This is a genomic window from Aurantimicrobium sp. (assembly GCF_036667855.1).
In the GTDB taxonomy this organism is placed as follows: Bacteria; Actinomycetota; Actinomycetes; order Actinomycetales; family Microbacteriaceae; genus Aurantimicrobium.
In genome coordinates this window covers 24,327-46,600 of record NZ_JAVWTF010000007.1, presented here as the reverse complement: position 1 = coordinate 46,600, position 22,274 = coordinate 24,327, and the positions used below count along the sequence as shown (strand labels likewise).

Genomic DNA, 22,274 nt, shown 5'->3' with positions numbered 1-22,274 from the left:
GTCGTTGAGTTAAGAGAGTGTCAGGATATCGGCACCGGTTTCGGTAACGACAAGGGTGTGTTCAAACTGTGCGGTCCAGGACTTGTCCTTGGTGGTGACAGTCCAGTCATCTGCCCAGATGTCCCATTCGTGCGTGCCGAGGGTCAACATGGGCTCGATGGTGAAGACCATGCCGACTTCCATCACGTCGTTATAGAGGGGAGCTGAGTCGTAGTGGGGGATGATCAAGCCTGAGTGAAAGCTCGTTCCCACGCCGTGACCGGTGAAGTCACGCACCACGCCATAACCGAATCGCTTGGCATAGGACTCGATGGTGCGACCAATGACGTTGACTTCACGCCCCGGAGCAACTGCCTTGATGCCTCGACGAAGTGCCTCTTCTGTGCGCTCGACCAGGTCGCGCACTTCCTGGGTTCCTTCGCCGACAATGAAGGTGCGGTTTGTATCGCCGTGGACGCCGTCGAGATAGCTTGTGATGTCGACGTTGACCAGGTCACCTTCCTGCAGAACGGTGTCATCTGGAATTCCGTGGCAAATGACTTCATTGAGGCTCGTGCACAGTGACTTGGGGTAGCCGCGATATCCCAGGGTTGAAGGATAGGCGCCGTGGTCGAGGACAAACTCGTGACCAATACGGTCAATCTCATCCGTGGTCATTCCAGGCTTAAGGAGAGTCCCGATCAGGTCGAGTGCTTGGGAAGAAATTCTTCCAGCACGACGAATCTTTTCAATCGACTCTGCATCGTAAATATCTCCGCCAACATGTGCAGGCGGGGTGGCTTTGCCCACATAGGGTGGGCGCACGATCGAGTTGGGAACAGCACGCTGTGGGCTCAAAACTCCGGGAATCAAAACCCCTGCGGCATCTCTAGGCATAAGGTTAAGTTTATGTCTGACAAGCCAAGTGAAATGTTCTGGTACAACCTGCACACCAAGTCGGTGGAAAAGGGATTCCTCTCGCCCTCAACCGAGCGCGTAGGACCTTTTGAAACTGCCCACGAAGCAGAGCATGCCATGGAGAAGCTGCGTGAAAACAGCGACCGTTGGGAAGCTGAAGAGCGCGCGGAGCGTGAAGGTAACTAGTTGTACTGCCCAGGGACGTTAGTTAAGCGGCTCATGGGTGGCCGGTTTCCGATCGCAGTGTGGGGCCTATGGTGATTGTATTCGTGCAACCATCCTGGCAACGCGTTGTTTCTAGCTGAATCAGTGTTGTAGAACTTCCCAAAGGCCCAACCATCGGCCAAGGTGCGGTGGAAGCGTTCAATTTTGCCGTTCGTCTGTGGCCTGTAGGGCCTTGTCCTTTTCGGTTTGATGCCAAGTTCGTTGCACGCATCTCTCCACAAATGAGACACGTAGGCAGGTCCATTGTCGGAAAGAACTCGCTCAACAGTGACTCCTCTTGCAGCAAACCACGACACTGCGCGGCGTAAAACGCCGACAGCAGTGTCTGCAGTTTCATTGGCATGAACCTCGGCATAGGCAATGCGGGAATGATCATCGATAACAGTGTGGACGAATGTTATCCCTGCAACACGTCCACGTTTATTGTTCTTTGGCCGCCCTGCAGTGGCGCGAATATTGAGGTTTCCTTGCTGACGCCCGACGTAGCGACTACCGCCACCATCTGGGATCTTGCCGAGCTTTTTCACATCAACATGAATCATCGCCCCTGGTGTCGCATGTTCATAACGGCGGATAACTTCCCCCGTTCGAACATCAACGTGATGAAGCTTGTTCAGACGGCAACGAACAAGAACAGCATGAACAGTTGAAGCTGAGAGGCCCAGTTTCCCGCCGATAGCGACCGGTCCAAGACGTTTCTTCCATCGCAAATGCACGATCTTGCGAACCATTTGTTGATTGGTTTTATTCGGGCTTCGATGCGGTTTGGATGAACGATCTTCCATCCCGGCAACCCCCATGGCCGCATATCTTTGCGCCCAACGATTAGCTGTTGGCCACGAAACATTGAACATGTGGGCAGCGGCAACGACCGTCCAGCCTTCATCGACTATGAGGCGCGCGATGCGAAGACGATGACGAGGAGTTAAAGCGGCATTAGCGTGGGACATGAGTACCTCCGGGTGGTGTTGTGAATGCCTTTGACAGCTCCACTCCACTCCCGGAGGTACTCACTCACGTTTAACGACTACAGCGAGTCGTCACATTTACTCAACCAACCTGCCTGGGCAGTACAACTATCTATGTGAAGAATCTGAATGATTGATAGTTTTAATCTATGAAAATTACTCTGCGCCAAATTGAAGTTTTTCTCGTTCTGGCTCAGCATTTGCATTTCGGCAAGGCGGCAGAAGAACTCCATGTTTCTCAAGCAACGGTCAGTGATGAACTTAAGCGCTTAGAAATCGCTCTGGGCTTGACTCTGATCACTCGCTCAACCCGCCGAGCCGAACTCACCGCTGCCGGGCATGCGTTATGTGAGAAATCGCGTGAGGTGGTGCAGGCGGTGAACGCGTTGCACGATCACGCACGCTTATTCCGTGATGAAAACCTTTCCAAGCTGCGCATTGTGGCGTCGCCGAGTGTGGTCAATGGACTCCTACCTGAAATTATTCGGCAAACCGAAGCCCAGTACCCCGATGTTGCGATCGAAGAGATCGCGGTTGAGAGCGGGGAAGTGATCGAGCAGCTGGTATCGAGAAAGGCCGATATCGGGATGGGCCGTCTTCTGACGGCGCCACTTGGCTATCGATGTGAAGAGCTGTATCAAGAAGAATACGTCGCCGTGATTTCACGGAACCACCCTTTAGCAACACAGCAGGAGTTGGCGTTATCCGATCTCTCTGACGTCCCGTTGTTGCTGTGGCCACGCGAGCATGCGCCGGAATATTACGATGCGCTCATTGCCATGTGTGAACAGCGCGAGCTCTCTCCGATGGTCTTGGTGTCCCCACCACGGATTGTGGGGACCCGAAGTTATCTGTTGAGCGATGGCAGGGCGTTTAGCTTGGTGCCCACGTCCGCGACGGATTTCCTGCCAGGGGATGTTGTCGCACTTCGTGTCAGCCCGCCGGCAACGCTCGGGCTCGATATTGTGTATCGCGAGCGTGACCCTCGGCCCAACATCGCCCATATTGTGGAGCTGATTACCCGCGCTGCCAGGAAATAGACGGGTGCTGGGGCACGGATGCCCCAACGCATGAAACCCGGGTAACAATTAGATAACGCAACTTGACAAGTTGCGATTTCAAGAGAATTATCTTCTACGAAACCCGGGTAACGAAACGCGGGTAACACGACGGAGTGTTTCATGGTTGGACGAATGGAAGTGGCACGACGTGCTGGGGTAAGCCCTGCCGTTGTCTCGTATGTCACTAACGGTTCCCATGCCGTCAGCGCCGCCACACGTGTCCGCGTCGAAGCCGCCATTGAAGAGCTTGGCTACCGCCCCAATGCAATTGCGCGCAGCCTCGCCAGGTCACGTACGTTCACCCTCGGATTACTTGTACCCGACTCATCCAACCCCTACTTTGCTGAGCTTTCCTCGCTGATTGAAGACGGCGCCTACGCCGCCGGCTATAACGTGCTGCTGGGAAACGGGGCTGATTCTTCAGAACGTGAATTGAGCTACATTCGCACCTTCATCGATCACAAAGTTGATGCCGTGATTGTCTGCCCCAGCTTTGATTTTTCGCAAGGTTTTGACGAGCTCGAAAAAATGAAGATTCCGTCAGTGTCTACTGACCGTATTTGGAGCCAGTCCAACATCCCTGCCGTCGTGGTTGATAACGAGGGTGGAGCCCACTTAGCTGCCGAACACTTGATCTCCCACAACCGCACAAACTTTGCGTGCATCAGTGGCGATGACACTCGCTCCCTCTCCCACAACCGCACCACCGGCTGGAAGCAGGCGATCCAGCAGGTAGGAATCCAGGTTGAAGGCAACCACATCCTGCACGAAGACTTCACTCTCACCGGTGGATGGCGCGCCACCATGGCTCTGCTGGAACAAGACCCCGGCGTAGATGCCCTGTTCGTGGCCTCCGACATCCAGGCCCTCGGAGCAATCCGGGCCATCGTCGACTCAGGCCGCGTCCCCGGCAAAGACATTTCACTGATTGGGTTCGACGGGATCGAACTCGGTGCCTATCTCAACCCTCGGTTGACCACGGTCACTCAGCCATTAGCCCAAATTGCGGACACCATACTCAAGCTTGTGATCGCACTGATTGAAACACCAGACGCAGAGCATGCGGGGAGCCAGGTGTTGCCCACAACGCTCGAAATTCGAGAATCCTGCGGCTGCACCCCCCACTAAATTTCCCACCTGTCGGAGCCTGTCAACGTAGCCAGGTGCCGATTTTCCACACAACACACGAAAGAGGAAACATGAAAAAGAGGCACGTAGGCCTTGTTGCAGCAGCAGCAGCCTTAGCACTTACAATCACTGGTTGCAGCGCTGGTGGCTCAAGCGACACTCCAGCGGAAAACACAAACCTTTCCGTAGCGCTGTCCGTCAACGGAGCCCTGGGTGACCAGGGATTCTTCGATGACGCCGAAACCGGTATGGTCGAGCTCAAGAAACTCGGACACAACACCACCACCCTGCAGGCAGACATTAACAACCCTGCACAGTGGAAGTCCAACCTGGAATCCCTGTCTACCGGTAAGTGGGACATCGCCGTTGCTGGTACCTGGCAGATGGTGGACCCACTGACCGCTATTGCAGCAAAGTTCCCTAAGCAGAAGTACCTGATCTTCGACGCAATCGTGGAAGCTCCAAACGTTGCCTCAATCACCTACGCACAGAACGAAGGTTCTTACCTAGCTGGTGTGCTTGCAGCTACCGCAGCAACTGACACTGCAAACTTCCCTCTGTCCTCCGGCTCCAAGACCATCGGTCTTGTTGGTGGTATGGACATCCCTGTGATCAATGACTTCCTTGCTGGCTTCAAGGCTGGCGCTGAAGCTGTTGACCCCAGCGTGAACGTTCTGGTGAGCTACGTTGGTGCATTCAACGACTCTGCAAAGGGATATGACCAGGCAATGGGTATGTACAACCAGGGTGCTGACGTGGTCTTCCAGGTAGCTGGTGGATCCGGTATCGGTGTACTGCAGGCTGCTAAGGATGCAAACAAGTACGCCATCGGTGTAGACAGCAACCAGAACGCTCTCCAGCCTGGCCACATTCTGGCTTCGATGGAAAAGCGCATCGGTAACTCCATTGTGCTCGCTGTGCAGTCTGCACAGGACGGCACTCTCGAGTGGGGCAAGACAGTTACTTACGGTCTTGCAAACGATGGTGTTGGCCTGAACTACGCAGACAACGACAACATCGTGCCTGACTCGGTCATCAAGATTGTTGATGGCTTCAAGAAGCAGGTCATTGACGGTTCGGTCACAGTACCTACCGCCTTCTAGTAACACTCAGTAGTGAGGGTGGAGTAGTAGTACTCCACCCTCACCCCCTGAACGACATCAATGCAGAAAGTTTGACTCGTGGAACAACCCATTCTTGAGCTTCGCAACATTACAAAGACCTTTGGCCCGAAAGTGGCCAACAACGACATTTCGCTCAAAATTTACAGCGGACGAGTCCACGCCATCGTGGGTGAAAACGGTGCCGGCAAGTCGACGCTGATGAATATGATCTCGGGCAATCTGTTGCCCGATAGCGGCTCCATCCTGGTAGACGGCATCGAGCAGCACATCACCACCCCCAATAAGGCCGATGCCCTCGGCATCGGTATGGTGCACCAACACTTCAAGCTGGTGCCCTCGCTGACGGTGGCAGCAAATATTTTCCTCGGGAAAGAACCACGCAATAAATTTGGCAAGCTTGACCAACGCGCAATGGAGCGCAAAGTTACTGAACTTGCCGAGATGTTCGGTATTGAGATCAACCCTCAGGATAAAGTCCAAGACCTCTCGGTAGGGCAGCGTCAACGGGTAGAAATCATTAAAGCTCTCTCCCACGAAACCCGCATCTTGATTTTGGATGAGCCCACTGCTGTGCTCACTCCGGCAGAAACCGAAGAGCTGTTCGTCGTCGTACGTGAACTGGCCGCACAAGGATGTGCCGTTGTATTTATTTCCCACAAGCTCGGTGAAGTTCTCAGCATCGGTGATGACCTCTCGGTCATCCGTGATGGTGAAGTGGTCGATACTCGTTTGGCAGAAGGCCTGAGCCAAACAGAGATTGCCTCCATGATGGTGGGCCGCGACGTGTTGCTGCGGATTGTGCACACTCCATCACACCCCACTGACGAAGTACTCAACGTCGAGGGAGTGTATGCGGTAGACCAGCGCGGTGTTGTTGCCGTGAACGATATTTCGTTCGCCGTTCGGCGTGGAGAAATCGTCGGTATTGCCGGTGTCGAAGGTAACGGGCAGTCAGAGTTGGCCTCCGCTATTGCCGGTATGTATCGGGCTCTCCGGGGAACAATCACCCTCGCCGGTGAAGACGTGACCGGCAGCACTGTGGCCCATCGCAGGAAGCTAGGCCTGTCCTACATCCCTGAAGACCGTCACGATGAAGGTGCGGGGCCTTCGCTCAGCGTGGCTGAAAATATTGCCACCACACACCTGAATCCTCCGATTGCTCGATTTGGGTGGATCTCCAACACCGCGATGGCGGCCTTTGCCAAGAAACTCATTGCCAAATTTGATGTGCGTGGGGCAAACCCGCAGACCGCTATCGGCACTCTGTCCGGCGGCAACATGCAGAAGGTCATCATTGCCCGAGAATTTGAGTCCCAGCCAGAACTGCTGATGGTCTCCCAACCTACGCGCGGCGTGGACGTGGGCGCCATGGAGTTCGTGCACAACTCCCTGGTTCGTGCTCGCGATGAGGGTGCTGGTGTGCTGCTGTTCTCTGCAGATTTGAACGAAGTGATGAGTCTGTCTGACCGGTTGCTGGTGATGTATCGAGGCAAAATCATTGCCGAGTTTACGCACGAAAACATGGACGAAGTTGCGGTAGGCCTGGCCATGGCCGGGGTTAAGCCCACCACTGCAGCGTTGACACAGGCGCACACCCAGCAGCAGGAAAAAGAACGCGAACTGGGTAAGATAGACGATTCGCCCCTGCCACCTGTTGCGGTTGCCGAAACTGCAGAAGCCTTCGACACCACCTCGATATTGCTCCCGCTGAGCAACACCGATGCGGTCAGAACGGTGGAACACGCGAACAAGTTCTCCAGCTTCTTTACCGATTTTGCGCTTGGCGCGTTCAAGAGCGCCCTGCAACCTATTGGGGCAGTGTTAGTCGCCTTAGTCATTGGCGCAGTGGTCATTATTGCCATTGGCAATAACCCGCTCGAGGCGTATTACCAGCTGTTCTTCTCCGGCTGGACAACCACATATGGGGTTTCCACCATTGTGGCCATGTTTATTCCGTTGGCCATTATGTCTGCCGGAACAATCATTTCTTTCCGGGCCGGATTCTTCAATATTGGTGGCGAAGGCCAGCTCTATTTCGGTGCGTTCTTCGGCGCCTGGGCAGGGTTCACCCTGCACGGGCTTCCTCCGCTGGTTCTCACTATCGTGATTCTGCTCGTCGGTGCTGTAGCCGGTGCGCTGTGGGGCTTTGTTCCTGGAGCATTGTTTGCTTACTGGCGCGTGGACATTGTGGTCACTACCTTGCTGCTGTCCCAAGTGGCCATGCTCATTACCAGTTTCTTTGTCACCGGTCCTTTCCAGGACAAAACTGCTGGATCTCCCGCCTCGCCCAAAATTGATGAAAATGCAGCCCTGCAGCTGTTCAATATTGAATATGGCCTGGGCCCAGACCTCATCATTGCGATAGCTGTCGCCGTGATTTTGGGACTGCTGCTGACTCGAACAACCTGGGGTTTGAAAGTGAAGCAGCTGGGTGAAATGAACCGCTTCGCCGAATACACGGGCGTATCTGTGAAGGCGATGTCGATGCAGGTCATGATGGTCTCCGGTGCAGCTGCCGGTTTCGCTGGGGCACTGTATGTGCTCGGACCTAACGGTCTGCGTTTCCTCCAAGTGTTCTCCCCTGGCTTTGGCTTCCTCGCCATCACGGTGGCGCTGCTGGCTAGGTTGAACCCGTGGGCGTCGCTGGCCTCAGCACTGTTCTACGCAACCATGATGTCGGGAACGACCGGATTGCAAACTGTGGGAGTGCCTTACCCCATCGTCAGCGTGCTCCAAGGCCTGATCATTATCGCCATTACCGCAACCTTTGTCGTCAACCGTCGAAAGAAGAACACTCCCATGACGCCGGTTGAACCTGTAGCACTGAGTAAAGGAGAGTCAAAATGAATGACATTCTTGCGTCAATCTTTACGATTGGGATGATCTCCGTCATTTTGATGAAGACCACCCCCATCCTGTTGGCAGCAATCGGTGGTGCCTTCACTCAGATGGGAAACATTCTCAACATCGGCCTCGAAGGCATGATGCTCATCGGCGCATTCGCTGCGGTTGCGGTGGGCTCGTTCACCACCCCCTTCATCGGCATCATTGCTGCTATTGGTGCAGCAATGCTGTTGGCGCTAATTTTTGCCGTGGCAACATTGAATTTCAAAGCTGATTTCATTGTGGTGGGTATCGGTATTAACCTGCTCGCGGTGGGTGTCACGGTGCTGTTGCTGACTATCTTTTATGGCAATGCCGGGGTCACCCCCGGGGATGTGAAAGCCATCCTTCCCAAAATTGATTTAGGTGCGCTGGCACAGATCCCGGTGATTGGTCCGGCCCTGAACGAGCAAACCATTCTGGTCTGGGTGGCATTCATCCTCGTGCCGGTGTATGCATATGTGCTCTACCGCACCCCCTACGGTGTGCACCTCAGGGCTGTCGGTGAGGATGAATCTGCAGCTCTTGCTGCCGGTATCAACGTCAACCGGGTGAAATTTATCTCGATCCTGGTATCCGGTATTTTCTGTGGCATTGCCGGAGCACAGCTCGCTATGTCAACCGTGGGATCCTTCACTGCGGGGATGTCTGCTTCACGTGGTTTCATCGCGGTCGCGGCCCTCACCTTTGGTCTGGGTCGGCCCTATCGCACCATGATTGCGTGTCTGATCTTTGGTGCCGCCGACGCGTTGGCAGACCGTCTCTCCCTCGCCGGAGTGAACTCGTCTCTGGCGTTGACCACTCCGTACATCATCACCATCATTGCGCTGGTTTTCGCCACCTTGCGTGTTCGATCCGCACTCAAGTCACGTGCGAAAAAGGCACTCCAGTTAGCCGGCGCGTAGAAAGAAAGAAATAACCTTGATGAAAAAGATCATTATTGACTGTGACCCAGGTCACGATGACGCGATTGCCATCCTGCTTGCCGCAGGTAATCCCGAGATAGATCTCCTTGGCATCACCACCGTGGCTGGGAACCAAACCTTAGAAAAAATCACCCGCAATGCTCAGTCAGTGTGTGCGGTTGCTGGAATCAACGTCCCCATAGCCAAAGGCTCCTCCGTTCCACTGGTGCAAAAGCAAGTGGTCGCAGGAGACATCCATGGCACCACCGGCCTTGACGGCCCGTTCCTGCCTGAACCCACCTTCGATCTTGATTCGAGGCATGCGGTTGACTTCATTATCGACACGGTGATGTCTCATGAACCCAACACCGTGAACTTGGTCCCTATTGGGCCGCTGACCAATATTGCCTTGGCCATGCGTAAAGAGCCACAAATCATCAGCAGAGTTGAATCCGTCATTGTGATGGGCGGGGCATATACCCGCGGCAACGTCAGCCCAGTGGCGGAGTTCAACATTTATGTTGACCCCGAAGCCGCTGATGCGGTGTTCTCTGCAGACTGGCCAGTCACGATGGTTGGTCTGGATCTGACCCACCAGGCACTGGCGCGTAAGGAACTTCAAGACCGCGTCGCTGCCATTGGCGGCGATATCAGCACCTTCGTCTTGGACGTGTGGGAGTTTGTTGGCTCTACCTACCGCGAAGTGTATGAATTTGACTACCCCCCGATCCACGATGCCTGCTGCGTGGCAGCGCTGATCAACCCCAACGTGTTCACGACCGCTCGCGCCGAAGTGAAGGTGGAGCTCCGTGGCGAGTACACCCGCGGCATGACGGTGACCAACTTTGAAAGCGAACCGGGAATGAACCACTCCAATGTGGTCGATCCAGAAACCACCAGGTTCACCACCGATGTTGCCATGGAACTGGATTGGAACATGTTTGCCGATCAAATCGTTGACTCCATAGCGAACCTGACGGCCCAACTTCCACCCAAGACCGACTAGCGCACTCGCTGCACCTTCTTGACGACAACTACCGGGTAAGGACCCACACCATGACTGTAAAAATGATTCTCGACTGTGACACTGGTGTCGATGACACCATGGCGATTATGTACGCCGCACTGCACCCCAACATTGATCTTCTTGCAATCGGGACTGTGTGGGGGAACGTGGAAGTGTCTATGGGGACACGCAACACCATCCACACCCTCGAGCTGGTTGGTCGTGGAGAAGTCCCCGTTGCTCAAGGTGCAGCAGGCCCGCTTCTCTATAAGGAACCTGAATACGCCTACTTCGTTCACGGAGATGACGGGCAAGGTAATGCGTATGATGGTGCCCCCGTTGGTCCGGCAGCCAGCACGACGGCTGTGCAGCAGATCATCGACCTCGTGCACAAATACCCCCACGAGGTGTGGTTGGTTCCAGTAGGGCCGTTGACCAATATCGCCGCCGCACTGGCCCTCGACCCTGAACTGCCACACCTGGTTGCAGGGGTTTCCCTGATGGGTGGAGCTGCCTTGGCGCCTGGAAACGTGACAGCTGTTGCTGAAGCGAATATTTGGCACGATGCCGAGGCTGCCGCGGCAGTATTCCGAGCACCCTGGAAGATCATCATGGCCGGCCTTGACGTCACCATGCAGAACTTTGTCACCCTGGAATCCAAGAAGCGCCTCGACGAGGGTGGGAACGCCGCACAATATTTGTCGAAGATTCTGGAATTCTATGGAAACTTCTATGCTCAGCACCGTGGCGGTGAATGGCTTGCGGCCATGCATGACACCATCGCTGTCGCGGCAGCAGCACAAACCCTCACCATCAACTCGGCACCCATTGTGCGGGTGGAGGTGGACTGCTCCAACGGCCCAGCGCACGGGCAGACCATCTGCGATATGCGTGGGATGTATTCCAACTACCCACCCCAGTCGGGTGCACACTGCACGGTGCTGATGGATATTGAAGATTCCATTGTGGGCGACGTGATTGAACTTATTGCGGCATATCGTTCACCTGGTGAACTCGCGGGTTGACTCGCAACACACCACTGTGGTGTGTTGCGTACGCGCCCACCCGTGACATCCTTGCCGCTAGCTCAGAAACAAAGGCCACCCTATGACGACATCCTCAGAAGCCACCACTGCCGCACCCGCGGTTGCCGTACTCGGCAGTGCCAACGCTGATTTGGTCGTTGAGGTTGACCGCCGGCCTGCCGGTGGGGAAACCATTATTGGCTCTGACTTGCAGCAATTCGCCGGCGGTAAAGGCGCAAACCAGTCCGCGGCTTGTGCGAAAGCCGGAAGCTCAACCCTCTTCGTTGGGTGCGTGGGGGAGGACTCCAACGGTGAGTTCCTAGTTCGCTCGCTCGAGCAGGCCGGCGTGGATGTCTCGTCGGTGAACAGGATTGCAAAGCCCTCGGGCACTGCGATCATTTTCCTCACCCCCGATGGAGAGAACTCCATCGTGGTGTCGCCGGGGGCTAATGCTGCTTTTGATGTGGAGATCGCGAAGGCCACACAGCCTGTTTGGTCGCGTGCAGATGCCGTCGTGATGAACTTTGAGCTGCCGATGGCCACGGTGAACTATGTCGCCGCTGCAGCGGCCACACACAACCAGCGCGTCATCCTTAATGCCGCACCGGCATTCAGCGTCGATGAGGCCACACTTCGTGTGTGTGATCCCCTCGTGGTGAACGAACACGAAGCTGAGGTGGTGTTGGGTGAAAAGCTGGACAACTATGAACGTGTTGCCCAAGCCCTCCGCGGCAAAGGCGCACGTTCGGTGGTGATTACTCTCGGCGGTGATGGTGCCGTCGCAGCAGATGAGGACGGGGTATTCCGCATCCCTGCCTACGAGGTGGATGTTGTAGACACGACCGGAGCCGGTGACGCTTTCGTAGGCGCATTGGCCAGTGAACTCAGTGCCGGCACGACTTTGCGTGGGGCGATGGAATTTGCTACAGCAATGTCTGCCATCGCTGTCCAAAAGCACGGAGCACAGCCCTCCTATGTCACCAGGAATGTGGTCGAGGCGTTTATCTCCGAGAACCAAACCCGTTCACAATAGCGGCAGCGAGAACAACCACGCAGGAGAATATCGGCAAAGTGAAAGCGAGCGAAGGGCCGCCTGCTTGAGCGATGATTCCGGTAGCAGCAGAGGCCAGGGCAGAGCCAACGGTAATGGCTGTTCCCACCAGAGTCATCACAGTTGCTGAGCGCCCTGCCGGGCTTGCCTGAGCGGCAAGAGTGTATTGGGTAACCAAAGTCGGCCCAATGCCCAACCCGATAATGAGCAGACTCAGCGAAATCTGCGCAACAGAATTCGCCCACAGCAGCGAGAGTGTGCCCACCAGGCTGAGAGAACCGAACACGAGCCAACGAAGTTGGTGGCTATATTTGGCCGGAAGAAATGCCACAGATAGCGCCATCACGGCTGACCCGAGACCAATAATTCCATAAACCAGGCCAACCTGGGTGGCCTCATTTCGCTGCACCATAAAGGCGGTGAGCGAGGTGAGCATAGAACCAAACAGGAGTCCCATCCCGAAGGCGCCAAGAACGGGAGCGATGACGGAGAGCCTGAACAGTTCCCTAGCCGGTGCTTGGTTGCTAATCGCCACATGGGCAGGGGTGGTTTGCGCAGCAGTTTTGTGCAGCGCAAATGCGCTGATGAACACTAACGAAATGATTCCCGCTCCGATTACAGGTGCGCCGGCACCGATGGTTGTGGCCAGCAGGCCGACGATCACGGGACCAAAGACGAAGACGATTTCATCGGCGGCAGACTCATAAGCCATAGCAGCGTTCATGATGCGCACACTGGAGGGGTGGGGGAAGGAGGAGTCAATAATGCCGACAAGTCGGCTCCGCGACAGCGGGGCAACCTGGGGTGAGGAGGCGCCGATGAGGAAGGCGATGATGAACATTGCGATCTGGTTGTAGTCGCTGCTCGTGACCGCAACCAGGCTAAAAAGCAAGACACTGTTGACCGTGCTGAAGGTGAGAATAACTTTACGTTGGCCGTAGCGGTCAGCCAAGACACCGAGGAACGGTCCGAAGCAGGCATTGCCTACACCAACCACAGCAGCTGTTGTGCCGCCGAGGGCAAGTGATCCTGTCGTGGGGACGATGAGGGTCATAACACCCACAACCACCATGGCGAAAGGAAGCCGGGCAATCAGCGCGATAGGAAAATACACCACACCGGTCTCATGATGGAGTCGGCGAGTGCGAGCGGTAGAGCCATCCGGCATGATGACGTCTCCTCAGAATCGGGCTGAATGAAAGCCGCCTTATCCTGTGGACAGGTGATGCTGTTTCTAGTTTAGCCAAAGCCACATATTCAGGCCAGGGCGGCCACGCAGGCTTCGCTGCCACCACACGCAGTTACGCAGCAGGGTGTGCCAGCTGTGAGGAAATGCTGGGGTTAAACCGTTCCGTAGAGGCGGTCACCGGCATCACCTAATCCGGGAACAATAAATCCGTGTTCGTTGAGTTTCTCATCCAATGCGCCGAGCACGAGGGTGACGTTGAAACCTACGGTTGCGTCCTCGACTGCCTGAACACCTTCGGGTGTGCCTAGGAGACACACGCAGGTGATATCTGTCGCCCCCCGGGCTAGTAAGAATTTGATTGTTTCAATGAGAGAGCCACCAGTAGCCAACATGGGATCCAGGATGAAACATTGACGTCCGGTCAGGTTTTCGGGAAGGCGTTCGGCGTAGACGGTGGGGCGCAATGTTTCTTCATCGCGTGCCATGCCTAAGAAACCAACCTCAGCGGTGGACACCAGCGAGACCATTCCTTCGAGCATGCCTAGACCGGCACGAAGTATGGGAACAACGAGTGGTCGAGGCTGGCTGAGCATGACTCCCTGAGTTGTCGAGACGGGGGTTTCAACCGTGACCGGCTCAACCCTCACCTCTCGGGTGGCTTCATATGCCAACAGGGTAACCAGCTCAGTCGTCAGTGAGCGGAAGACGGAAGAATGTGTATTTTTATCACGCAGCACAGTGAGCTTGTGAGTGATTAATGGGTGGCTGGCAACGTGAATGTGCATATAGCCAATCTAGCTGAATGCGCCTCAGCTCTGGGCGTAGTGTCTCATGTCGTGATGATCGCGAAACTCGAGTCGTGCCTCACATAGATTGATCGTGAAACGGGTGCTATGCCAAGTCCGGAGTTTCACTCCACCGGTCCTGTAGGCCTGTTTGAGTTGCTTGGTGACCTCGATACGCGTCGCCATTGCACCACATCCTTGTTCGTACTCATTCAGTGTACGAGTACGCGATGAAAAATATGTGAGGCACGACTACGGTTACGCGATCAATATAGGAAGGTACGCAGCCCCGTTGCTCTCGTTCTTGAAGCCAACGCGATTGGTGGCCGTCACGGTCTGGGAATCTCTGACCAGGTAGAGAACCGCATCATCGAGGCGAAGAGTCGCGGAATTTATGAAGCACCAGGCATGGCTTTGCTGCACATTGTTTACGAACGCTTGCTTAACGCTATTCACAACGAAGACACTTTGGCTAACTACGCCGCTGAGGGTCGTCGTTTGGGTCGCTTGATGTATGAAGGTCGTTGGTTCGACCCTCAGGCACTCATGCTGCGTGAGTCCATTGTTCGCTGGGTTGGCTCTGCCGTCACTGGTGAAGTGACCCTGCGTCTGCGTCGCGGTGACGACTACACCATCCTCAACACCACCGGCCCAGCACTGAGCTATCACCCTGACAAGCTCTCCATGGAGCGCGTGGAAGATGCCGCTTTCGGTCCTGAAGACCGTATTGGTCAGCTCACCATGCGTAACCTTGACATCGCCGACTCGCGTGAACGTCTTGAGCAGTATGCAGCTCAGGGCATCGTCGAAGGTGGCGCTGCTGTGTTGATGGGTGATCTGAAAGCAGCAGCACTCGAAAAGAAGAAATAGAAACAGCAGAAAATCGTCGTTCGTTAGGCCCTAAACGACTGATTCCGTATCTCTATATTTCTTTTGTGTAACTTATCCGGTCTGAAGAACCTGATCGGTGGCGATTTCCGTCGTTTCAAGTAACGTAGTTACTACCTCATGCGACCTGTATGGGGACTCGTATTTGGAGGACACATTGGGAATTTTTTCTCGTAAGGTAGCCATCAGCAGCGCAGCAGCGCTAGGTGTTGTTGCCCTTTTGGCCGGTTGCGCAAGCGCACCCGCAGACGAAGCAGCCGACGGCGGCAGCCTCGCACTACCTTGTATGGTTTCTGACTCCGGTGGATTCGACGACAAGTCTTTCAACCAGTCAGGTTTTGAGGGTCTGACCTCAGCGTCTGACGAACTGGGTGTAACCCCCATCACCGTTGAGTCAGCTGCAGAGACTGACTTCGCTCCCAACATCCAAAGCCTCGTTGACCAGGGTTGCACCTTGATCACCACCGTTGGCTTCCTGCTTGCAGACGCAACCAAGTCTGCTGCTGAAGCAAACCCTGAGATCAACTTCGCCATTGTTGACGATGGCAGCATCACCGCTGACAACGTCAAGCCCATTCTGTTCGACACTGCTCAGGCAGCATTCCTTGCTGGTTACACCGCAGCTAGCTACAGCACCACTGGTGTTGTAGGAACCTTCGGTGGTATGCAGATTCCACCCGTCACCATCTTCATGGATGGTTTCGCTGATGGTGTTGCTTACTACAACGAGCAGAACTCGGCTTCCGTCAAGGTTGTCGGTTGGGACGTTGCAGCACAGACCGGTTCATTCACCGGTGGCTTCGCAGCTGGTGTTGAGGCTAAGACCGCAGCACAGGGTCTTATCGACCAGAACGCTGACGTTATCTTCCCCGTTGGTGGTCCTATCTTCCTGAGCGCAGCTGAGGCAATCAAGGACTCCGGCAAGAACATTCCTCTCATCGGTGTTGACTCTGACGCATACGTCACTGCACCTGAGATCAAGAGCATGTTCCTGACCTCTGTTCTCAAGCAGGTCGGTGTTGGTGTTGCTGACGTCACCATCGCAGCTGCTGACGGCAAGTTCAGCAGCGCACCATTCGTTGGCACCCTTGCCAACGGCGGCGTTGGCCTGGCACCATTCCACGACTACGCATCGAAGGTAAACCCTGACCTGCAGAGCCAGCTGGATGCCATCACTAAGGGAATCAACGACGGTTCGATCAAGGTAACTTCTCCTTCATCACCTAAGTAATTCACCACAGGTTTGGGGAGGCCCGCTTCGGCGGTGCCTCCCCAAACTGTTTCACCCACTCTTTCCCACAGTGGTCATTTAGAATCAAAGACCACCCTTTACCTCTTCACGAAGTTGTGAGATCAATGAAGCTCGAACTGCGCAATATCACCAAGCGTTTTGGCCAACTGACTGCGAACGACCACATCAGCCTTGTTGCCAAGCCAGGCAAGATTCACGCCCTCGTGGGTGAAAACGGTGCAGGTAAGTCGACCCTCATGAACGTGCTGTTTGGTCTGTATCAAGCAGATGAGGGAGAGATTCTTCTAGACGATGTTGTCCAACAATTCTCCGGACCTGGCGACGCTATGGCGGCCGGTATCGGAATGGTTCACCAGCACTTCATGCTGATCCCTGTATTTACCGTTGCCGAGAATGTGATGCTTGGCCACGAACAAACCACGCGTGGAGGCCGCTTAGATCTCGATGCTGCCCGCCAACTCGTCCTTGACGTCAGCTCTCGCTTCGGTTTTGATATTGACCCTGACGCTCTTGTGGGAGATCTTCCCGTGGGTGTTCAGCAGCGTGTGGAAATCATCAAAGCACTTGCTCGTGATGCGCAAGTCCTTATCTTCGACGAACCAACCGCTGTTCTGACTCCGCAAGAAACCGATGAGCTCATGGTCATCATGAAACAGTTGCGTGATTCAGGAACCGCCATCATTTTCATCACTCACAAACTTCGTGAGGTCCGTGAAGTTGCAGATGAGATTACTGTCATTCGTTTGGGCAAAGTAGTGGGTGAGGCGTCCCCAACAGCCACCAACACCGAACTCGCAGAAATGATGGTTGGTCGTGCAGTTCAGCTCAAGGTTGACAAGGGTCCAGCCAAACTCGGTGCGGATGCACTTGTCGTTGAGTCACTGACCGTTCTTGATCCCACAGGCATGGCAGTCGTCAACGACGTCAGCTTTACTATCCGTGCGGGTGAGATTGTCTGTATCGCTGGCGTTCAAGGAAACGGCCAAACAGAACTCACTGAAGCAATCATGGGCTTGGCACACCACGTCTCGGGATCTATTTCTCTCGACGGTGAATCGCTCGTGGGCAAGTCCGTTCGCCACATCCTTGACGCAGGCGTTGGCTTCGTTCCAGAAGACAGAACTGAAGACGGACTTGTTGGAAGTTTCACCATCGCAGAGAACCTCATGCTTGACCGTTCACACGGGGCACCGTTTGTTCGAGCAGGGGCACTGCAGCTGAAGACGCTGACAGAATTTGCGACTGAAACCTCGAAAGAGTTCGATGTTCGTTCTCAAGGCATCACCTCGAAGGCATCGCAGCTGTCTGGAGGTAACCAGCAGAAGATTGTGTTGGCCCGTGAGCTCAGCCGTGACTTGAAGTTGTTTGTTGCTGCCCAGCCCACCCGCGGTATTGACGTGGGATCGATTGAGTTTGTTCACAAGCGCATTGTTCAGACCCGCGACAGCGGCATCCCTGTATTGGTTGTCTCGAGTGAACTCGATGAAGTTGTTGCACTGGCTGACCGTATTGCCGTGATGTATCGGGGACGCATTGTGGGCATCGTGCCTGCAGACACCCCGCGCGCAGTTCTTGGTTTGATGATGGCTGGCGAAGTACCTGCGGGAGTAGCAGCATGAGCAAGAAGACCCCTGACACAGTAGACACTGCCACCACCGAGATTGCTCCACCTTCTCGCTGGAACATTGCCCTCAAAGAAATGCTCGGCGGCAGCGTCGTCATCTCTATCCTCTCTGTGCTGAGTGCGCTAGTGGTTGGCGCAATCCTGATTGCTGTGACTGACCCCGGCGTTCACAAGGCCGTGGGTTACTTTGCTGCCCGCCCCACCTCAACATTCCAAGCAATATGGGATTCCATCTTTGGTGCGTATTCTTCGTTGTTCCAAGGCTCGGTTTATAACTTCCGTCGCCCTGAATTCGCCACCGGCATCAAGCCTCTGACTGAGACCCTCACCTTTGCTACGCCACTGATCGTGGCCGGTCTCGGTGTTGCCTTGGCATTCCGCGTTGGCTTGTTCAACATTGGTGGCCGCGGTCAGATGCTCATTGCCGCCGCCTGTGCTGGGTATGTCGGTTTCACCTGGCAGTTGCCTCCCGTGATCCACCTCATCGTTGCCGTTCTCGCCGGCATCATCGGCGGAGCACTCTGGGCAGGAATCGTCGGTGTGCTCAAGGCGCGTACAGGTGCGCACGAGGTCATCGTGACCATCATGCTCAACTACATTGCCTTCTACTTGGTCTCCTGGATGCTGCGCACCCAGGGATTCCTTCAGGCTCCTGGTTCCAATAACCCCAAGACGGCACCAATTCTGGAAACAGCAGTGATGCCAAAATTGTTGGGCCCGAGCTATAACCTCAACACGGGATTCCTGCTCGTCATCGCTCTCACCATCTTTGTTGCATGGTTACTCTCTCGCTCGAGCCTGGGCTTCCAGTTCCGTGCTGTCGGCGAGAACCCGAATGCAGCACGTGTTGCGGGTATTCGTGTGGACCGCATGTACGTCTACGCGATGCTCTTCTCGGGCGGCCTCATTGCTGTTGCCGGCGTTATTCAAGTACTCGGTGTTGTGCCTGCAGGCTTTAGTTCCGGTATTGACGCGGGTATCGGCTTCGATGCCATTACCGTTGCGTTGCTGGGTCGAGCCAAGCCCTGGGGCGTGTTCTTTGCCGGAATTCTTTTCGGAGCATTCAAGGCTGGTGGTTTCGCTATGCAAGCCGCTGAAGGAATCCCCATCGACATCGTGCTTGTTGTGCAGTCGCTGATCGTGCTCTTTATTGCTGCGCCACCTCTGATTCGTGCATTGTTTAGGCTTCCCGTCCCTGCCGGTGAACCCATGCCTGTCTCCTTACGACGCCCTCGAGTAAAGGCGGTGACACGATGAGCCAGACAACGACTCCCGTCACCTCCACCGTGGTGTTGAAGAGCTGGAAGGCTCCCATTGCCTTCGGTATCTTCACTGTGGTTGCTTTAGTGATCTTTATTCTTTTGAACACGGGAGCAAGCACAAACTTCCGCCTCTCAACTGAATCTGACTTCATTCAGCTCCCAGCCATTGACCTTCCTGCACTGGGAACCGGAATTTTTGTCACGGCATTGCTATTCGCCATGACGGTTCTCAGCTTCTTCTTCTCCAATAAAGGAAAGTCATCACCTATTTGGATGATCAGTGCTTTCGGCTTCTTCTTCATGGTGGGCTTCCTCACCTGGGCAGGTGCTGATGGCTCCATCCTGATTCCTGGTCTCTTGCTGGGCACCGTGGGTCTCAGTATTCCTCTCATCTTTGGTGCGCTGGGGGGCATCATTTCTGAGCGCGTCGGTGTGATCAACATCGCCATCGAAGGCCAGCTTCTAGCTGGTGCCTTCGTGTCGGCGATGGTTGCCACCTTGACCGGATCGCCCTACCTGGGTCTCGTCTCTGCGATGGTTGCCGGCATGCTGGTGTCCTTCGTCCTGGCCACTTTCTCGGTCAAGTACTTGGTGGACCAGGTCATTGTGGGCGTGGTTCTCAACGTTCTTGTTCTGGGGCTTACTAGCTTCTTGTATTCACAGGTGTTGAGTAAGAACACCTCTGTGCTGAACTCCCCACCACGATTTGATCGCATCGACATCCCTGTGTTGAGCCAGATTCCCATCATTGGCCCTGTGCTGTTTAGGCAGACCCTGATTGTGTATTTGATGTACATCATCGTGGCCGTTGTCGCCTATGCACTGTTCAAGACCAAGTGGGGTTTGCGCCTTCGTTCAGTAGGGGAGCACCCCATGGCCGCTGACACAGTCGGTATCAACGTGGCTGCAACCCGCTTCTGGAACGTTGCGCTCGCCGGCGCCATCGCTGGTATTGGTGGCGCGTACTTCACCCTGGGTTCCGTGGGTGCCTTCCAGAAAGAGATGACGGCAGGTGCTGGCTTTATTGCCCTTGCCGCTGTCATCTTTGGTCGCTGGGATCCCATCCGAGCAACCCTGGCTGCCTTGCTTTTCGGTTTTGCAAGCAACCTGCAAAACGTTCTGTCCATTATTGGCTCGCCCGTTCCTAGCGAGTTCATGCTGATGCTGCCCTACGTGGTCACCATCTTTGCTGTTGCTGGTTTTGTGGGACGCGTACGCGGCCCTGCTGCTGCTGGCAAGCCGTATACCAAGAGCTAGGAACGCAGATGAGTTCAGATAACACAGCCATTGACTGGGCTGCACTGCGCAGTGCAGCCACGTCTGCCATGGGCAACGCCTATGTTCCCTACTCCACATTCCCGGTGGGAGCGGCGGCACTTGTTGATGACGGCCGCATCATCTCTGGTTGCAATGTGGAGAACGCGTCCTATGGCCTCACCTTGTGTGCTGAGTGCAGCCTGGTTTCCCAGCTACATGCCACCGGAGGTGGAAAGCTCATTGCCTTTACCTGTGTTGATGGCAACGGGGAAGTGCTGATGCCCTGTGGTCGCTGCCGCCAGCTTTTGTTCGAACACTCTGCCGAAGGCATGGTCCTCGAAACCGTGTCCGGTTTCAAGACCATCGATGAGGTCTTGCCCGATGCTTTCGGTCCTCGCCAGCTCGATGCCTACAACGCACAATCCAAGGACAAGTCATGAGTACCCCCACAATCGAGCCCTTCGATGCCGTTCAACTGATCTCGATCAAACGAGACAAGGGTGAACTCAGCACGGAGCAGATCCAGTGGATGATTGATGCCTACACCCGAGGCTTCATCGCTCAAGAACAGATGTCCGCCATGACCATGGCCATCTTCCTCAACGGCATGAACCGTCGAGAAATCAAAGACATGACCATGGCCATGATCGCCTCGGGTGAGCGCATGGACTTCTCTGCGCTGAACCGCCCCACGGCAGATAAGCACTCCACCGGTGGTGTGGGAGACAAGATCACTCTGCCCCTGATGCCGCTCGTTGCCTCGTTTGGTGTGGCAGTGCCACAGCTGTCAGGCCGCGGCCTGGGCCACACCGGTGGAACCTTGGACAAGCTGGAATCTATTCCTGGCTGGCGCGCACATCTCTCCAATGAAGAGATGTTCAACCAGTTGGCTGAGCTCAATGGGGTGATCTGTGCAGCAGGCTCTGGCCTAGCTCCTGCAGATGGCAAGCTCTATGCCTTGCGCGACATCACCGCAACCGTGGAAGCAATCCCCTTGATTGCCTCGAGCATCATGAGCAAGAAGATCGCCGAAGGAACAGACAGCCTCGTGCTCGATGTGAAGTTTGGTTCTGGCGCATTCCTTAAAGACATAGAACGTTCTCGTGAACTAGCCCGCACCATGGTTGCCCTCGGCACCGATGCCGGCGTGAACACCACGGCGTTGCTGACTGATATGAATATCCCTCTCGGCCTCACCATTGGTAATGCCAATGAGGTTCGAGAATCTGTTGAGGTGTTGGCTGGTGGCGGCCCCGGTGACGTTATCGAGTTAACGGTGGCACTGGCCACCGAGATGCTCAATATGGCAGGCATGCACGATGTGGAAGTTGCGGAGAATCTCCGCAACGGCAAAGCAATGGATTCGTGGCGGGCCACGATTTCTGCTCAAGGCGGAGACCCTGACGCGGCCCTGCCCACCGCTTCTGAATCACACGTTGTTCTTGCTGAGAGCGATGGCATGTTGGTTCACCAGGAAGCACTTCCGTTCGGCATTGCTGCTTGGCGACTTGGCGCTGGCCGTGCACGTGCAGAGGATGCGGTTATCCACGCGGCAGGTATTGATCTCCACGCCAAGCCAGGTGACATGGTTCGCAAGGGCGATCCCCTGTTCACCCTCCATGCCAACGATGCCGCACGCTTTGAGCGCGCGCTGGAAGCAGTTGAAGGCGCATATGTCATCGGTGATGCCAGCTCTTTCGTGCCTCGCACCTCGCTCATTGCTGAACGCATTACGGCTGAATAG

General features: G+C 55.2%; 19 protein-coding genes and 1 pseudogene. 16 read left to right on the top strand and 4 right to left on the bottom strand.

Going from position 1 to position 22,274, the window contains the following annotated elements; all coding sequences use genetic code 11:
* Positions 1–9 precede the first annotated feature (9 nt).
* Entirely contained in the window at positions 10–876 is an 867-nt protein-coding gene (gene map / locus RR877_RS03250) for a type I methionyl aminopeptidase (protein WP_110233193.1), read from the bottom strand.
* A 12-nt stretch (positions 877–888) separates the two neighbouring features.
* Between map and RR877_RS03245 the strand changes: the two genes are divergently transcribed.
* Positions 889–1,083: an SPOR domain-containing protein gene (locus tag RR877_RS03245; protein ID WP_110233194.1), complete on the top strand. Its 195-nt coding sequence runs from the start codon at positions 889–891 to the stop codon at positions 1,081–1,083.
* On the opposite strand, the gene RR877_RS03240 is transcribed toward RR877_RS03245, so the two are convergent.
* Positions 1,080–2,072 (bottom strand): IS481 family transposase, encoded by a 993-nt coding sequence (locus RR877_RS03240; protein WP_332627707.1) that lies wholly within the window; start codon positions 2,070–2,072, stop codon positions 1,080–1,082. The genes RR877_RS03245 and RR877_RS03240 overlap by 4 nt on opposite strands.
* 167 nt (positions 2,073–2,239) lie before the next feature.
* Between RR877_RS03240 and RR877_RS03235 the strand changes: the two genes are divergently transcribed.
* The 8 genes from RR877_RS03235 to RR877_RS03200 all read left to right on the top strand — a co-directional run bounded on the left by RR877_RS03235 (position 2,240) and on the right by RR877_RS03200 (position 12,255).
* Positions 2,240–3,130: a LysR family transcriptional regulator gene (locus RR877_RS03235; protein WP_332550746.1), complete on the top strand. Its 891-nt coding sequence runs from the start codon at positions 2,240–2,242 to the stop codon at positions 3,128–3,130.
* 141 nt (positions 3,131–3,271) lie between these two features.
* Positions 3,272–4,279, top strand: coding sequence for a LacI family DNA-binding transcriptional regulator (locus RR877_RS03230; RefSeq protein ID WP_332618838.1), 1,008 nt, complete (start codon positions 3,272–3,274; stop codon positions 4,277–4,279).
* Between the two features lie 71 nt (positions 4,280–4,350).
* On the top strand, positions 4,351–5,382 hold the full coding sequence (locus tag RR877_RS03225; protein ID WP_332550748.1) for a BMP family ABC transporter substrate-binding protein: 1,032 nt from the start codon (positions 4,351–4,353) through the stop codon (positions 5,380–5,382).
* Between the two features lie 78 nt (positions 5,383–5,460).
* Positions 5,461–8,250, top strand: coding sequence for an ATP-binding cassette domain-containing protein (locus RR877_RS03220; RefSeq protein WP_332550749.1), 2,790 nt, complete (start codon positions 5,461–5,463; stop codon positions 8,248–8,250).
* Positions 8,247–9,191, top strand: a complete 945-nt coding sequence (locus tag RR877_RS03215; protein ID WP_332550750.1) for an ABC transporter permease — start codon at positions 8,247–8,249, stop codon at positions 9,189–9,191. The genes RR877_RS03220 and RR877_RS03215 overlap by 4 nt, the downstream gene beginning before the upstream one ends.
* A 19-nt stretch (positions 9,192–9,210) precedes the next feature.
* Positions 9,211–10,197: a nucleoside hydrolase gene (locus tag RR877_RS03210; protein WP_332550751.1), complete on the top strand. Its 987-nt coding sequence runs from the start codon at positions 9,211–9,213 to the stop codon at positions 10,195–10,197.
* Positions 10,198–10,247: 50 nt separating this feature from the next.
* Positions 10,248–11,222, top strand: a complete 975-nt coding sequence (locus RR877_RS03205) for a nucleoside hydrolase (protein WP_332550752.1) — start codon at positions 10,248–10,250, stop codon at positions 11,220–11,222.
* 82 nt (positions 11,223–11,304) lie between these two features.
* Entirely contained in the window at positions 11,305–12,255 is a 951-nt protein-coding gene (locus RR877_RS03200; RefSeq protein ID WP_332550753.1) for a ribokinase, read from the top strand.
* Here the strand turns inward: RR877_RS03200 and RR877_RS03195 are convergent.
* Together RR877_RS03195 and upp are read right to left on the bottom strand one after the other, a co-directional pair.
* The gene (locus RR877_RS03195; protein ID WP_332550754.1) at positions 12,224–13,441 is read right to left on the bottom strand and encodes an MFS transporter; all 1,218 of its coding nucleotides are present in this window, start codon (positions 13,439–13,441) and stop codon (positions 12,224–12,226) included. The two genes, RR877_RS03200 and RR877_RS03195, sit on opposite strands and share 32 nt — an antisense overlap.
* A 173-nt stretch (positions 13,442–13,614) precedes the next feature.
* A complete protein-coding gene (gene upp, locus RR877_RS03190) occupies positions 13,615–14,247 on the bottom strand; it encodes a uracil phosphoribosyltransferase (protein ID WP_332550755.1) in 633 nt (210 codons plus the stop codon).
* A gap of 288 nt (positions 14,248–14,535) precedes the next feature.
* Between upp and RR877_RS03185 the strand changes: the two are divergent.
* The 7 genes and pseudogenes from RR877_RS03185 to RR877_RS03155 form a co-directional block, all read left to right on the top strand.
* Positions 14,536–15,090, top strand: a pseudogene (locus RR877_RS03185) (argininosuccinate synthase); the annotation flags it as partial.
* Positions 15,091–15,292: 202 nt separating this feature from the next.
* Complete coding sequence (locus RR877_RS03180; RefSeq protein WP_332550756.1) at positions 15,293–16,366, top strand: BMP family ABC transporter substrate-binding protein; 1,074 nt, start codon at positions 15,293–15,295, stop codon at positions 16,364–16,366.
* 125 nt (positions 16,367–16,491) lie between these two features.
* On the top strand, positions 16,492–18,006 hold the full coding sequence (locus tag RR877_RS03175) for an ABC transporter ATP-binding protein (RefSeq protein WP_332550757.1): 1,515 nt from the start codon (positions 16,492–16,494) through the stop codon (positions 18,004–18,006).
* Positions 18,003–19,268 (top strand): ABC transporter permease, encoded by a 1,266-nt coding sequence (locus RR877_RS03170; RefSeq protein WP_332550758.1) that lies wholly within the window; start codon positions 18,003–18,005, stop codon positions 19,266–19,268. Before RR877_RS03175 ends, RR877_RS03170 begins: the two co-directional genes overlap by 4 nt.
* Positions 19,265–20,530, top strand: coding sequence for an ABC transporter permease (locus tag RR877_RS03165; RefSeq protein WP_332550759.1), 1,266 nt, complete (start codon positions 19,265–19,267; stop codon positions 20,528–20,530). The genes RR877_RS03170 and RR877_RS03165 overlap by 4 nt, the downstream gene beginning before the upstream one ends.
* Positions 20,531–20,538: 8 nt before the next feature.
* A complete protein-coding gene (locus RR877_RS03160) occupies positions 20,539–20,970 on the top strand; it encodes a cytidine deaminase (RefSeq protein WP_110234582.1) in 432 nt (143 codons plus the stop codon).
* Positions 20,967–22,274, top strand: a complete 1,308-nt coding sequence (locus RR877_RS03155) for a thymidine phosphorylase (protein ID WP_110234581.1) — start codon at positions 20,967–20,969, stop codon at positions 22,272–22,274. The genes RR877_RS03160 and RR877_RS03155 overlap by 4 nt, the downstream gene beginning before the upstream one ends.